Origin of the sequence: Paenibacillus xylanilyticus, from assembly GCF_047246825.1 — a bacterium.
Lineage (GTDB): Bacteria > Bacillota > Bacilli > Paenibacillales > Paenibacillaceae > Paenibacillus > Paenibacillus xylanilyticus_B.
Window position 1 is genome coordinate 2221059 of sequence record NZ_JBFOLB010000001.1, and the last position, 14936, is coordinate 2235994.

General features: G+C 45.4%; 15 protein-coding genes. 2 read left to right on the forward strand and 13 right to left on the reverse strand.

Annotation, left to right across the window (positions count from 1 at the left end; all coding sequences use genetic code 11):
- Positions 1 to 268: 268 nt before the first annotated feature.
- The 3 genes from ilvC to ilvB all read right to left on the reverse strand — a co-directional run bounded on the left by ilvC (position 269) and on the right by ilvB (position 3793).
- Positions 269 to 1261: a ketol-acid reductoisomerase gene (gene ilvC, locus AB3N00_RS09635; protein ID WP_095288327.1), complete on the reverse strand. Its 993-nt coding sequence runs from the start codon at positions 1259 to 1261 to the stop codon at positions 269 to 271.
- A 301-nt stretch (positions 1262 to 1562) separates the two neighbouring features.
- Positions 1563 to 2045, reverse strand: coding sequence for an acetolactate synthase small subunit (ilvN, locus tag AB3N00_RS09640; RefSeq protein WP_095288328.1), 483 nt, complete (start codon positions 2043 to 2045; stop codon positions 1563 to 1565).
- Complete coding sequence (gene ilvB, locus AB3N00_RS09645; RefSeq protein ID WP_175399494.1) at positions 2042 to 3793, reverse strand: biosynthetic-type acetolactate synthase large subunit; 1752 nt, start codon at positions 3791 to 3793, stop codon at positions 2042 to 2044. Before ilvB ends, ilvN begins: the two co-directional genes overlap by 4 nt.
- A 601-nt stretch (positions 3794 to 4394) precedes the next feature.
- Here ilvB and AB3N00_RS09650 point away from each other — a divergent pair.
- Positions 4395 to 4838 (forward strand): GNAT family N-acetyltransferase, encoded by a 444-nt coding sequence (locus tag AB3N00_RS09650; RefSeq protein ID WP_413035235.1) that lies wholly within the window; start codon positions 4395 to 4397, stop codon positions 4836 to 4838.
- 6 nt (positions 4839 to 4844) lie between these two features.
- On the opposite strand, the gene AB3N00_RS09655 is transcribed toward AB3N00_RS09650, so the two are convergent.
- The 10 genes from AB3N00_RS09655 to AB3N00_RS09700 form a co-directional block, all read right to left on the reverse strand.
- Positions 4845 to 5225, reverse strand: a complete 381-nt coding sequence (locus AB3N00_RS09655) for a hypothetical protein (protein ID WP_413034328.1) — start codon at positions 5223 to 5225, stop codon at positions 4845 to 4847.
- Positions 5226 to 5432: 207 nt separating this feature from the next.
- Positions 5433 to 6395 carry an ABC transporter permease gene (locus AB3N00_RS09660; RefSeq protein WP_175399492.1) on the reverse strand — a complete coding sequence of 321 codons (963 nt, stop codon included), beginning with the start codon at positions 6393 to 6395 and terminating at the stop codon, positions 5433 to 5435.
- Positions 6396 to 7475, reverse strand: coding sequence for an ABC transporter permease (locus AB3N00_RS09665; protein ID WP_095359125.1), 1080 nt, complete (start codon positions 7473 to 7475; stop codon positions 6396 to 6398).
- A complete protein-coding gene (locus tag AB3N00_RS09670) occupies positions 7468 to 9006 on the reverse strand; it encodes an ABC transporter ATP-binding protein (RefSeq protein WP_175399491.1) in 1539 nt (512 codons plus the stop codon). The genes AB3N00_RS09665 and AB3N00_RS09670 overlap by 8 nt, the downstream gene beginning before the upstream one ends.
- Positions 9007 to 9353: 347 nt before the next feature.
- Positions 9354 to 10394, reverse strand: coding sequence for a BMP family lipoprotein (locus tag AB3N00_RS09675; RefSeq protein WP_175399490.1), 1041 nt, complete (start codon positions 10392 to 10394; stop codon positions 9354 to 9356).
- 556 nt (positions 10395 to 10950) lie between these two features.
- Positions 10951 to 11310, reverse strand: coding sequence for a 50S ribosomal protein L20 (rplT, locus tag AB3N00_RS09680; protein WP_095288335.1), 360 nt, complete (start codon positions 11308 to 11310; stop codon positions 10951 to 10953).
- Positions 11311 to 11400: 90 nt separating this feature from the next.
- On the reverse strand, positions 11401 to 11604 hold the full coding sequence (rpmI, locus tag AB3N00_RS09685; RefSeq protein ID WP_017689665.1) for a 50S ribosomal protein L35: 204 nt from the start codon (positions 11602 to 11604) through the stop codon (positions 11401 to 11403).
- Positions 11605 to 11628: 24 nt separating this feature from the next.
- Entirely contained in the window at positions 11629 to 12123 is a 495-nt protein-coding gene (infC, locus tag AB3N00_RS09690) for a translation initiation factor IF-3 (RefSeq protein WP_110821116.1), read from the reverse strand.
- A gap of 308 nt (positions 12124 to 12431) precedes the next feature.
- Entirely contained in the window at positions 12432 to 13670 is a 1239-nt protein-coding gene (locus tag AB3N00_RS09695; protein WP_153977672.1) for a glycosyltransferase family 2 protein, read from the reverse strand.
- 292 nt (positions 13671 to 13962) lie between these two features.
- Positions 13963 to 14109, reverse strand: coding sequence for a hypothetical protein (locus AB3N00_RS09700; RefSeq protein ID WP_413034329.1), 147 nt, complete (start codon positions 14107 to 14109; stop codon positions 13963 to 13965).
- A 260-nt stretch (positions 14110 to 14369) separates the two neighbouring features.
- Between AB3N00_RS09700 and AB3N00_RS09705 the strand changes: the two genes are divergently transcribed.
- Complete coding sequence (locus AB3N00_RS09705; protein WP_413034330.1) at positions 14370 to 14897, forward strand: phosphatase PAP2 family protein; 528 nt, start codon at positions 14370 to 14372, stop codon at positions 14895 to 14897.
- The last annotated feature ends 39 nt before the right edge of the window (positions 14898 to 14936 follow it).

Consider the following 14936-nt stretch of genomic DNA (forward strand, 5'->3'; position numbering starts at 1 on the left):
TAAACCAGCAATAGCGGCACACGCATAAGCACGGCCGCTATTTCCGGTTAAAGCTGTAAAATCGCTTATTTTATAAGTGCTTGTTCAAAAAGTCAACGATTCAGCACCGAGAAGGTTGCGAGAACCTGAAGGAGGAAGAGCGGAATGTAGGCAAACCTACATGAGCACCGGACTCCGAAGGTAAACGCAAGATTCGATGTCGAGTTCGCTTCATGGGCTACTTCGTGATCAATTGAGGACTTTTGGGACTACCTCTAAGTGCAAATGCTTACTTCTTGATCCAGTGCATCATTTCACGCAATTGTCCGCCAACCACTTCGATTGGGTGTTCAGCTTCGTTGCGGCGAGTTGCTGTCAGGAAAGCACGACCGGATTGGTTTTCCAGGATGAAGTCACGTGCGAATTTACCTTGTTGGATATCCGAAAGAACTTCTTTCATTGCTTTCTTCGTATCTTCAGTCACAACGCGAGGTCCAGTTACATAGTCACCGTACTCAGCTGTGTTACTGATGGAATCGCGCATGCTAGCCAGTCCACCTTCATACATCAGGTCAACGATCAGTTTCAATTCGTGCAGACACTCGAAGTATGCCATTTCAGGAGCGTAACCCGCTTCTGTCAATGTTTCGAAACCAGCTTTTACCAGGGCACTTACACCGCCACACAGAACAGCTTGCTCACCGAACAGGTCTGTTTCTGTTTCTTCACGGAAGGACGTTTCGATAACGCCTGCACGTGTGCAGCCGATACCTTTTGCGTAAGCAAGACCGATGTCTTTTGCTTTACCAGTTGCATCCTGCTCGATTGCGATCAGGCCTGGTACACCGAATCCTTCCACGTAGGTACGACGTACCATGTGGCCAGGGGACTTAGGAGCTACCAGCAGAACATCGCTGTCTTTTGGAGCAACGATTTGACCGAAATGAACGTTGAAACCGTGAGAGAAGAGCAATGCTGCGCCTTTTTTCAGGTTTGGTTCGATTTCGTTTTTGTATACAGAAGCTTGCGTTTCATCAGGGAGCAAGATTTGAACCACATCTGCACGGCTAGTTGCTTCAGCCGGGGACAATACTTCGAATCCGTCGTTTTTCGCAGTGTCAAACGATTTACCTTCACGAAGTCCGATGACTACGTTCAAGCCGCTGTCACGCAAGTTTTGTGCTTGGGCGTGGCCCTGGCTACCGTAACCAATTACGGCGATCGTTTTTCCTTTCAATACGCTAAGCTCTGCATCCTGTTCATAATAAGTAGTTACTGGCATGTTTATAAGTCCTCCTTTGTATTGTAAAGAACCCTTCATTAATGAGCGGGTGTCTCAAGGGACCGGCATGCTGGGTATTCCAGCAACTCAGGTCTGATCCGATCCGTTCAGACACCCGCCCTTTAAAGCGGGTGTGTAGCTCTCTTTTCAAGCGTTACATCACTAAAATGTCGACTTGCAGCAGATGCAGGACTACTATGTCATTCAAGAATCAGTCGAAGTATGTTGGTACTGCTTCTTTTCGCACCCTTGTCACTTTCCCGATATGCATATTAGACCATACAATTAGATCTATTGGCAATTATACGTTGCCACGTACCAGTGCAGTTACTCCAGTCCGCGACAGTTCGCGAATGCCATAAGGCTTAAGCAATTCGATCATGGCATCAATTTTGTCGGTATCCCCAACCACCTGAACCATCAGACTGCTTGGACCAATATCTACAACTGACGCGCGGAACGTTTCTACCACACCCATAATTTCAGGACGTTCGGAAGGTTCTGCTTTTACTTTAATCAATGCGAGTTCACGGGCGACCATCGGCTTAAGGCTGAAATCCACCACTTTGATTACGTCAATGATTTTGTAGAGCTGCTTCTCAATCTGTTCCAGCGTTTTGTCGTCACCAATGGTGACAATGACCATACGGGACAAACCCGCTTCTTCCGACTGGCCTACCGTAATACTCTCAATGTTAAATCCACGTCGACCGAACAATCCGGATACCCGCTGCAGGACGCCAGGCTGATCGTTGACCAAAATCGAAATCGTATGTCTAATCATTCCTCAGCATCCCCCATCAGCATTTGATCAATTGTTGCTCCTTGCGGAACCATTGGATATACATTTTCTTCTTTGCGTACAACAAATTCTACAACGACCGGTCCCGGTGTATCCAGCGCTTCCTGCCATGCCCGTTCAGCTTCTTCCTTGTTCGTGGCACGCAGTCCTTTAACACCATATGCTTCAGCCAGTTTTACAAAATCCGGGCTTCCCGCAAGATCGATGTGGCTGTAACGATTCTCATAGATAATTTCCTGCCATTGACGAACCATTCCAAGCACCTGGTTGTTGATAATGACAATTTTGACCGGAATGTTATTAATCGCGCAGATTGCCAGTTCCTGTGAACACATCTGCATTCCGCCATCGCCGTTAATCGAGATTACGAGTCTGTCAGGGTTCGCCATCTGTGCACCGATTGCCGAAGGGAATCCAAAGCCCATTGTTCCCAGACCGCCAGAGGTTACCCATGAACGCGGTTGATTGAACTTGTAATATTGCGCTGCCCACATCTGATGCTGACCAACGTCAGTGGTAACGATCGCCTCACCTTTGGTTGTATCATTTAACAGTTCAACAACCCACTGCGGCTTCAACTCGTCTTCGGAATCTGTATAACTATAAGGTTTTTCTTGTTTCCATTGCTTGATCTGGTCTCTCCAAGCATCCGCACGCTCTGCACGTTGCACTTCCTTGTTCGCTATTTCGAGTACCGTCTTCACATCACCAACGATAGGGATGTCTGTTGCAATGTTTTTGCCAATCTCCGCCGGGTCAATATCAATGTGTACGATTTTGGCATGTGGCGCAAAACCGTCCAGTTTACCTGTAACCCGGTCATCGAAACGCGCCCCGATGTTAATCAGCAAATCCGCTTGTTGAATCGCCTGATTCGATGTGTATGTTCCGTGCATCCCCGGCATTCCGGTCCAAAGTTCATGTCCGCTTGGGAATGCTCCAAGTCCAAGAAGCGTTGTCGTAATTGGAATGCCCGTTTTTTCAACAAATTCGAACAGCTCTTCGTGTCCACCTGAGTAAACAACCCCGCCACCTGCAAGAATCATCGGACGTTCAGCTTCCTGAATGGCTTGGGCCAGACGATCAACCTGAAGCTTGTTGGGAACCGTCCGAGGGTTATAACCTCTCAGCGTAACCGGTTCAGTGATTGGTTCAAACAACGTTTTGTTAGCTGATACATCCTTCGGAATGTCGATTAACACCGGACCTTTACGGCCTGTATTCGCGATATGGAATGCCTCATGAATGACACGCGGCAGATCTTTAACGTCTTTTACCAGGTAACTGTGTTTGGTAATTGGCATTGTAATACCGGTGATATCCGCTTCCTGGAAAGCATCCGAGCCGATCAGGCTGGAAATGACGTTCCCCGTAATAACTACGAGTGGTACGGAATCCATATAAGCCGTTGCAATACCGGTTACCAGATTCGTCGCACCAGGTCCGGAGGTAGCAATACAAACCCCCACTTTACCGCTCGCACGTGCATATCCATCTGCTGCATGAATGGCACCTTGTTCGTGACGTGTTAATACGTGTTTGAAATCCTCAAAACCATACATGGCATCGTAAATGTACAACACTGCACCACCTGGATAACCGAAGACGCACTCTACACCTTCCAGCAACAAGCTTCTTAGCAGAATTTCGGAACCGCTAATGACCTCCGGCTTCATCCATTTTTCACGTAATTCATCTGTTGATCGTACTTCTGGAATTTGAGCTCCCATCAGTCATCCTCCTCTCGGAATTTACACCATTCTGACATTTGAAGTTACAAAAAAAACCTTTCATCCCTGCAAACAAGTTAATGCTTGCGAGGGACGAAAGGTTGTTGCTTCCGTGGTACCACCCAACTTTGTCCGAAATTTCGCAATAACGGACCTTACCAGGTACAAAAAACGATAGATCAAACGGACACAGCCGTTTTCCATACCTGTTGTCTGTAACGCAGACATACGATTTTCCCTAATACGCAGATGGAGTGACATCCAGTGCTTTTCAGGAAAACAGCTCCGAGGTGAGCTCGTATATAAGGGATTATGGTGGTGGTTTCAGCAGATCCAGCCACTCTCTGAGCAAAAGAGCCCTTAAAACTTCGTCCTCTTCATAGCCGATTAAATATTCTCGTTAAATGTTAGGAACATTATATGATTCCTCGAACCGATAAGTCAATACCTGATTCAGATAAAAATTTCAAACGTCTTCCATCACACTTCTTCGATTCTTAACGTAACCCCATTCCCTGCACTTCATACAGTCACCTTTTCTCTTGCTGCAGGCATAGGATATACGAGCAGCACGACTGGTCCTGAAAGGAGAATACGCATGGTGATTCGGCAACGCAAATCGAGGCTGGATGATGGGGCCATCATGAGTTTAATTGACTCACAACTTGTTCCTCTTTCCCATATGAGTACAAATGAAATCAACAAAATCCGCAAAGATATACCCCTGCGAATGAACAGGGGCATGACCTTTGTGATCTCGCCGGAACAGAATAAAGAGGCTGTTGCATTTGTTCATTTTCTCATGCATGGCGAGCTGTTATATGTGGATATGATGGCTGTTGCTACGAAGGAGCAGCGCAAACGGTATGGTCAGACTTTGCTGCAAAAGGCCGAAAACTTCGCCGCATCACGGGGCTGTAAAAGATCCAAAGTGATGGTCGATGAAGGCAATACAAAGGGACTGCAATTTTATCAAAAAAATGGTTACAGTACTGTTCGTTATATTATGACAAGCCGCTGTTATGAGATGGAAAAAACATTATAGCATGGCCTAGAAAAACCCTGGTGGACGTGGACCCTGACCATAAGGGCCGAATCCAGGGCCAGGGCCAAAGCCGCCACCAAGTCCATATCCCGGTCCGTAGCCTGGACCATATCCAGGGCCAGGTTTCGGTCCAGGTCCATATCCGGGACCGAAGCCAGGGCCAGGACCATAAGCATAAGGCAGTGTAGCAATAGCGAGCAGGTCAAACAATACCAGTGGCAAAATAGCTTTTGTGCGCACTTTTTTACCATCCATACGCTTTAGCACTAATTTATTGCCGGATACTTTCAACAGCTTTCCCGTTACCCGAGTGCCGTCTTTTTTCACCGCAACGATATTTTTGCCTATGAATTTCACCGCTTCACGACGCGTAACATGTTGTTTCATACTTTCCCCTCCTCCTCGGATCATTCAAAACAGTGTATTCGTCCAAGACCTGCTTCGCCTGTTTCTTTGTCCCTACTAAAAAATATGGGTATTCTACCTAACACTCTGATTTGAGAAAATAGCTTGTTAGAAAGCAAAAAAAGGGCCCGCACACAGCGGACCCTTTTCTCTGTAAAACTTGTTAAAAAATTTAATCGATTGCTTGTCTTACCTTTTCCCCGGATCGTATGGTTCGCCGAGTGCAGACGGAGCAGAAGAACGCCCGACTGCCGCGATAAGCACGATAATCGTGAGAAGATAAGGCAGCATATAAATAATTTCCTGGGGAATACTTTGAGACCATTCGAACAACTGCACATAATTTCGGATCGCTTGTGAAAATCCAAAGAATACAGCAGCACCGAAAGCTCCGATTGGATTCCATTTACCAAATATCATGGCTGCAATTGCAATGTATCCTTGACCGGAAACCGTATTATGTGAAAACGTGCCTGTTGTTGTCAGTGTGATAGCAGCACCACCAATAGCCGCAAGTGCACCACTGATCATTACGCCAACATAGCGATAGCGACGAACCTTCACACCTACAGTGTCGGCTGCACTCGGGTGTTCACCCACAGAACGCAGACGAAGTCCAAATGGCGTTTTGAACAGAACGTAATACGTCAGGAACACTAGAATAATCGCCAAATATGTTGTTGGGTAGACGTTCTTAAACAACGCTTCCCCGAGCAAAGGAATATCCTTCAGGAGCGGCACGTCAAATTTGCTGAAGCCCTGTACCAATGGTGAGTCTCCTGATCCTTCAAACAGCAATTTAACCAAATATAGCGTACTTCCTGCTGCCAGGAAGTTGATAACAATACCACTGATAATCTGGTCTGCCTTAAACGTAATCGACGCAACAGCGTGAATAAGAGATACAAGCACGCCCAATGCCACTGCAACCAAAACACCCATCCAGGCAGACGTTGTTCCACCCATGCCTGCTTCTTGGGCATAGTGCGCCCCGATCCCGGCTGCAAACGCACCGAAGACCATAAAACCTTCGAGTCCCAGGTTAGTTACACCGGATTTCTCTGAGAATATCCCGCCAAGGGAAGCAAAAATCAATGCGGTAGCAAAGACAAGCGTCGTATTGATAATTTGCCCAATTGTCAACAAGTCCATCTACAACACCTTCTCTTTCTTGCGCTTGGAATAGAACGGTTTAAGTACCCAGCGCACGATGCCTTGTGCCGCAATGAAGAAGATAATCGATCCAATTACAATCCGAATAATCTCCGGCGGTACATCCGCAGCAAAACTCATACCAGCAGATCCATAGGTAAGCGTACCAAACAACAACGCTCCCAGGAGCACACCAAACGGATGGTTCAAACCAATCAAGGCAACGGCAATGCCGTCAAAACCAGTTCCTGGAGATCCCGACATTACTGTCTGGTACTGGAATACGCCAAGCACCTGGAAAGCTCCACCAAGACCTGCAAGCATACCACTGATAAACATGGCTTTTACGATATTACGATTGACATGCATACCTGCATATTCAGCCGCGTTCGGGTTGTAACCTACAGCACGGATTTCATACCCTTGCTTGGTTTTCCACATGTAGATATAAAAGAGCACAGCCATAACCAGGGCGATCAATGTTCCCATGTGAACACGGGAATTGCCCATGAGTTCGGATAACCAAGTCAAACTGATAGAAGCTGATTCACTGATATCGACTGAACGGTTCTCCCCTTGAAGCAGCAAAAACTGGCGTACAATCAGGTTAGCCAAATACAGACCGATCCAGTTCAGCATAATACTGCTGATAACTTCGTTCACTCCGCGAGCAGCCTTCAAATAACCCGCAATCGCTGCCCACAGACCACCGAATACTGCACCAGCAATCAGTGCCAGTGGAGCATGAATATAGATCGGAAGACCTGCGAATTTAACCCCCACAAATGTAGCTGCTGTCATACCAACGAGAAATTGTCCTTCCCCACCGATATTAAACAGTCCTGCACGGGACGCAAAGGCAAACGCAAGACCCGTCATGATGAGCGGCGTCATCTCACGTACTGCTTCTCCGAAGTTGTACATGTCACCAAAGACCTTTTTAAACAGTGCGCCATATGCTTCAATGGGGTTGTATCCTCCAATTAGCATGACGATACCGCCCAGGATCAATCCCATAAGGATCGCAACAATAGGCAGAATAAAGGAATCACGGGTAAACCATTTCAATACTTTACTCATGTACAGTACCTCTCTTTTGGGTGCTGCCCGCCATCATCAAGCCGAGCTCCCTGTCATTCGTTTCTTCCGGCAGCACCTCACCGACGATCTGGCCCTCATAAATGACAGCAATCCGATCCGAAACGTTAATAATTTCATCGAGCTCGAAGGAAATGAGCAATACCGCTTTTCCTTGGTCACGCTGAGCAATCAACTGTTTCTGGACAAACTCAATAGCACCTACGTCCAAGCCACGCGTTGGCTGAGCCGCAATAAGCAGTTCTGGATTTTTATCGACTTCCCGTGCAATGATTGCCTTCTGCTGGTTACCCCCTGACAGGGAGCGTGCTTTCGTTTCAATGCTAGGTGTCCGCACGTCAAATGCCTCAACAAGACGCTTTGCCTGCTTTTTAATCGCATCGAAATTAAGGAATCCTTTACGCGTGTAAGGAGATTTATAATAAGATTCCAAAACGATATTTTCACTGACAGAGAAATCCAGAACCAATCCGTGTTTATGTCTGTCTTCCGGGATATGACCCACTCCCGATTCCGAAATATGACGCGGCGAATGGTTGGACAATTCTTTCCCTTGCAGACGGATTGATCCGCTATCTACCTTGCGCAATCCGGTCAGGGCTTCAATCAGTTCACTCTGCCCGTTACCATCAACGCCCGCGATGCCCAAAATTTCACCTGCACGAACATTCAGATTCAGTTCATTCAGGACGGAAATACCTTCTTTGTTCTTGGCAGTCAATTTGCTGACTTCAAGCACGTTGGCTCCAGGTGTAGCCGGTTTTTTATCCACCTTGAACGTCACATTACGGCCAACCATTTTTTCGGCAAGCTCATTGGGATTCGTTTCCGACGTTTTTACAGAGTCGATTACTTTTCCGCGACGAATAATGGTGACCGTATCGGAGATCTCCATGATTTCTTTCAGCTTATGCGTGATCAAAATGATGGATTTGCCCTCGGCGACGAGCTTTTTCATGATGACCATCAATTCCTTGATCTCCTGAGGTGTCAGAACAGCTGTCGGTTCATCAAAGATAAGGATATCAGCGCCACGGTACAATGTTTTCACAATTTCAACACGCTGCTGCATGCCGACAGAAATATCATGAATTTTGGCATGCGGATTCACTTTGAGTCCGTATTGCTCGGATAAACGCTGCACTTCGGCAGCCGCTTTTTTATAGTTAATGTTGAGACCTTTCGTTGGTTCAGATCCCAAAATAATGTTCTCTGTTACCGTGAACGGCTGTACAAGCTTAAAGTGCTGATGCACCATGCCGATACCCAGTTCGATTGCTTTGTTAGGGCTGTCGATCATGACAGGCTTGCCATTCACTTCTATGGAACCTTCATCTGGCTGATAGAGACCAAATACAATATTCATCAACGTTGACTTACCAGCGCCGTTTTCGCCCAGCAGGGCATGAATCTCGCCTTTACGAAGCTGAAGGCTGATGGCGTCGTTGGCAACAATGCCTGGAAAACGCTTCGTGATTTGTTTTAACTCAACGACGGGGGTTGCTGCACCCATGTAATCACCCTTATAACTGATATAGTGTGGTTCCGTAAACGTAAGAAAAACGTCCTATCGACGTATGTTCAAGGGAAAAGACCGCGGTTGCGGTTATTTTTCTTGAGATTATCGAATCCATTCAGCTCAGCTGAAACGTATAAATTCCATAATCTTAAGAAAAGCTCCTTCCGGAGCGTTATAGCGTTATTGCTAAAACATTGATTCTGCATTTGGAAGGTTTCCAACAAGCATCCTATAAAACAACGTACAAATGTTATGATGGCCTGAGCAAATTTTCCTGTCCTGACAATCATAAGGCCGGTCAAGACCGGCCTCTGTGATTATTCAATTCGCAGGCTAAGCAATTACTCTGTAGGTACTTTGATTTCGCCGTTGATGATTTTTTCTTTGTATTCGTCTACTTTTGCAAGGATGTCAGCAGAAACATTTTTTGTAGAAGTATCAGCAATACCTACACCGTTCTCTTTCAGAGTCAGGTTTTCGGAACCGCCAGCAAATGTGCCGTCAATAACTTCTTGGTTTACTTTCTTAACTGCTTCGTCAACTTTTTTGATCATGGAAGTCAGGGTAACATCGTCACCGAACTCCAGGGATTGGTCTTTGTCCACACCGATTACCCAAACATCTTGTCCTTGTTTTTTACGGGCAATTGCTTCGTTGAACACGCCGTTACCTGTAGCACCGGAAGAGTGGAAAATAATATCCGCGCCTTGGTTGTAGATTGTAGCAGCTGCTGCTTTACCAAGGTCTGGTTTATCGAATGCACCTGTATAGTTGGAGATCAACTCAGCGTCAGGGTTAACTGCTTTAACGCCTTCTCTGAACCCAACTTCAAATTTCTTGATCAGTGGGCTGTCCATTCCGCCAACAAAACCGATTTTGTTCGTTTTTGTAGTCAGACCGGCAACAACGCCAACCAAGAAGGAACCTTGCTCTTCAGCAAATGTTACGGATTTAACGTTAGGAGAATCTACGACACTATCGATGATCGCCAGTTTGGAATCAGGGTTTTGGTCAGCAACCGTTTTGATTGCATCAGCCAATTGGAAACCGATACCCCAAGTCAGGTCATATCCGCCTTTAACGAACTCGTTCAGGTTAGGAATGTACTCTTCATCAGATTTACTTTGCAGGTATTTTACAGCAGTACCTGTTTCAGTTTCAGTTGCCTGCAGGGCTTCCCATGCGGATTGGTTAAAGGATTTGTCGTTAACGCCACCTACGTCAGTAACCATACCGATCTGCAAATCGGATTTTGCTTCAGTGGATTCGCCACCTGTAGTTCCTCCGGCATTTGTTTCTTCCTTCGGTTTGCTTCCGCAACCTGCGAGCATTACCGAAACTGCCAGCAACATGACCAAAGACAAGCTGAGCATCTTTTTCATTTCTCTTGTTCCCCCTTAATGATATATACCTAATTCCTACCCAGGTCGATATTGAACGATGAACAGATGTCAGATATCATTTTCAAGCGGAATGTATGGTTTCTTCGACATAAAGAGCACATTCACGTCTTAACTTTACCGGATCATCAGCCGAAAAACCGAACATTATGACTAGGAGAGAAAAGTTTAGGACTTGCCTACTAGAGGTGATTATACATTCAACCAGTGTTAAAATCCAGATGTTTCATGACCAAAAATCACATATTTTTAGTCTTTTATTGTTGAAAACGCTTAAAATTTTAGCAGTTTAACACGCTAACGTCACAGCGATGTGATGTTATATAACAAAATTATACCATCATTATCACCAATAACCAGTAACTCCTAGTTTTCATTTGCATTATATGACTGTTCGGTTTTTATGTATCTGCCAGTGGTCTGATAGCTGTAAACCGCATCCAATCTAAGTTTGTCCTCTCGGACCATACTGTATTCGTCCTGCGCTTTCTGGCGTGAAAAAAGCCGCCATAAGGTACGGCGGCTTGCATAATACAATTTAAGCGTTGATTTTGCCTTTAGCTACAGTAGCCAAAGAGTTGAACGCATTGATGTCGTTAACGGCCAGATCAGCCAACATTTTGCGGTTCATGTCCACTCCAGCAAGTTTCAATCCATGGATCAGTTTGTTGTAAGACAAACCGTTTTGGCGTGCTGCTGCGTTAATACGAACGATCCACAGTCTGCGGAAGTTACGTTTTGTGTTGCGACGGTCACGGTATGCGTAAACCAGGGATTTCATTACTTGCTCGTTAGCTGTTTTAAAAATGCGGTGTTTGGAACCGAAATAACCTCTAGCCAGTTTCAAAACCTTTTTATGACGACGACGTACTACAAAACCGCCTTTTACTCTTGCCATATTAAAGAACCTCCCAAATAAATATAAATGTATCCGTGGTATGTGTACGGCCGAAGCCGATCCCCCATACGGAATTTACTAATTTTAAATTTAGCCTTTCAAGTTAGCCAAACCTTGTTTCAAACGTCTTACGTCCCCGGCTGCCATTACTGGGTTACCGTTCAGAACGCGCTTAGCACGTTTGGATTTGTGGGAAAGCAAGTGGTTTTTGTGTGCTTTGTAACGAAGGACTTTACCGGAACCGGTAATTTTGAAGCGTCCTTTCAAACTGCTGTGTGTTTTCATTTTAGGCATTTTGTGTTTCCTCCTTCAATGTTATCAGGCTTTAGGAGCCAGAATCATGATCATACTGCGGCCTTCCAGTTTCGGTTGACGTTCGATGGTGCAGAGTTCTGCAACCTCCACCTTAACGCGCTCCAGAATCCGTTGACCAATGGCGGCATGCGCAATTTCACGTCCGCGATAACGAACAGAACATTTAACCTTGTCGCCTTCTTTCAAAAACTTAACTACATTACGAAGCTTCGTTTGATAATCGTGCTCCTCAATATTGGAACGGAACCATACTTCTTTAATGTCAACAATTTTCTGGTTCTTACGGGCTTCTTTGTCTTTCTTTTGCTGCTCATAGCGGAACTTGCCATAGTCCATGATGCGGCATACCGGCGGTTTAGCCTGTGGTGCCACATTGACCAGATCCAAGTTCAGATCAATCGCCATTTGCAGTGCTTCCCGAATGGGCTTGATCCCAATTTGTTCTCCTTCAGCTCCGACAAGGCGTACTTCCTTCGCCCGAATCTCATCATTAATCATGTGATCTTTACTAATAACCGTCCACCTCCAGGTCATTTTAAATACTGTTAAACAAAAATAAAAGGGATGCCGGTCAAGCTACCGACATCCCTGTAATCAACACAATTCTTCATGAGCATACACTTCATAAATTATTGGGATCGTTGACCAGCCAACGCGAATGTTGGTCAGGTGAGAAGTCGGACTCCTGCTTGTGATTCCATCGCTATTCATTTAACGCACTTGAATACTATACCATCATTGTTGACTATAGTCAACACCTTTAAAACATTTTATTAGATACAGTGGCTTTTCAGCCATTCAACACTCTACCCTTGCTTGCTCTGCACCTCATCCAAACGTACAACACGCGTATGCTGGGTATGACTCCATTGCTTGTTGTTCTGCGTGAAGAACGCATAGAACGTAATTGGATACCAAGATAACAAATAAATCGGGAACACAATCAGATACAGATACACTTTCGCAAAAGTGACCTTCTCCAGTGCCATCGACAGCAGGAACGTGAGAATGTTCAAACCGATGGCAACGAATCCTACCCATAACGGGAAGTAACCGTAGATGTTGGCGATGTGCGGACCACTGAATATAGCTGTATCAACCCACATAACAGCTGTCATCAGGAAGGTCAGCAATACAACGTATACGTTCGCTCCATATACTGCAAGGTCAAATTTGACCAAACTTCTTTCCTTGATACTTTGCCACAGCAGCGGGAAGAAATATCTCCGCGCAACCGTAAAGTGACCTTGCATCCAGCGCAGACGCTGTCTGGCCGAAGCTTTGAATGTCAAAGGTTTCTCATCAAATACTTTGGCATCATAGTTAAATACGGGATACACGTTACGCTGCACACTCCGCATCGTAAACTCCAAGTCCTCGACCAAGCTTGTTGCGCCCCAGCCGATTTCTTTCAGCAAATTTGTCTCAAAACACATGCCTGTACCGCCAAGGAAATTGGCCATGTTCAGGTTGTGACGAGACAACTGCCACAAACGGTTAATGTACCAATACGATACACCGTAAGCTGCAGTAATCCAGGAATCCTCTGGATTTTTGGTATCGATATATCCTTGGATGACACGCGAACCGTTGCACAAGTCATTGTTCATCTCAAGCAGGAAATTGCGATCAACCAGGTTATCGGCATCAAACATCACAACGGCGTCATACTGACGCGGCAATTTCCACAGATACTTAAGCATCCATTCAATCGCGTAGCCCTTACCTCTCAGATCGGCGTTTGTACGCACACATGCATTCAAGCCATGATCTCTGACGATTTGAGCCGTACCATCCGTACAGTTATCACAGATAACAAACACATCGTACAGATCTTCCGGATAATCGAGTTGTTTCAGGTTTTCCATTAACGCACCAATGACCTGTTCTTCATTGTGCGCTGCAACGAGTACAGCGAATGACTTTGTCGCAGGATAATGTTTCTTTTTCTTTTTCTTATACAGACCGAACAGCGAAAACGTGAATTGGTACACGGCTAGCAGTGCCAGTATGACCTGCATCGTGACGAATATAGCGTCCAACATCGTTCTCTGTTACCCCCTTTTTTTCAAACCCTGTTTACTTTAGCGTTTCTCTACCTGATTCTGCATCTTTGTTTTTTTGTAATGTGCAGAATATGACCCTGGTCTTTTGTTTATTACGCATGTGTTTCAAGCATGGTTGCTACCAATTTGGCTGCTTTATCGATTTTGGATGCTTTTCAGCCATTTGTCAAAACCGCAATTTCACTTCCTGAAGCAGAAATGTGAACATTAAACGCTAAATTGGCACTTCGTGATACTGCGCCCTCGCATTCATGCCTGTTATATCTTATTTTCAGCCGTTTGCTTGATTTTTATTTCTAAAGTCCCTGCTTTTTTCATCACCCAGCACTGTCCAAACAGAGGCTTTACCTAAATAACGCAAGCAGGTACCAAAAAGTTCAATATAAAACTCACATTTTTTTAACCTCATTTCAGCCATGTTGAATCATTGTATCTTTTTTAGCTCGTCCGAGTCAAAAAGTTAAGTTGGATGATTAACCACTCTTTAACATGAATTTTACGTTGTTCACATGTCTTCTTCTTGAAAAGGACAACATTTAAAAATATGATAAACATATACCTGAAATAACCTGAACTTCACGAAAAACGGTTATATAGTAATCAGGGCAACACCGGACCCAGGAAACATACCGGAAATACTGCCGCCAATTCGGGCGGCCTGACTGGCAGGAGGCCAATATGAGCCGTTTATTCGTTAAGTTTCAAGAGTATGATCGTAATGTGTTTATGTGGATTAATGGTCGACTTCATAATCGATTTATGAATTTTTGGCTGTATTATCTCACCCATCTGGGCGGAGCAACTTTTTCTATTGCTGTATCCTTATTGGTATGGCTGCTCGCTCCGGCTCCTTGGAATACGACAGGTCTTCAGGCCTGCATCGCATTGGCCGTCAGCCATATTCCCGTGGCGATTGCCAAAAGGCTGTATCCCCGCATCCGGCCGTATCTGGCCATGCCGGATACAATTACATTCCGCAATCCCCTGACGGACCACTCATTTCCTTCAGGACATACAACCGCGGTCTTCTCAGTAACCGTTCCGTTTATGGCTATGGAACCTTTTTTGCTGATGCTGCTGCTGCCGGTTGCGCTGATTGTCGGATTCTCCCGAATTTACCTGGGATTGCACTATCCTTCGGATGTGCTCGCAGGGGCTACAATCGGTACTTTAGTCGCACTTGCAACAGTTGCATTATGGACCTAAAGCGGATATGTTAGACTAAGGAAAACCTAGCAGGAACAG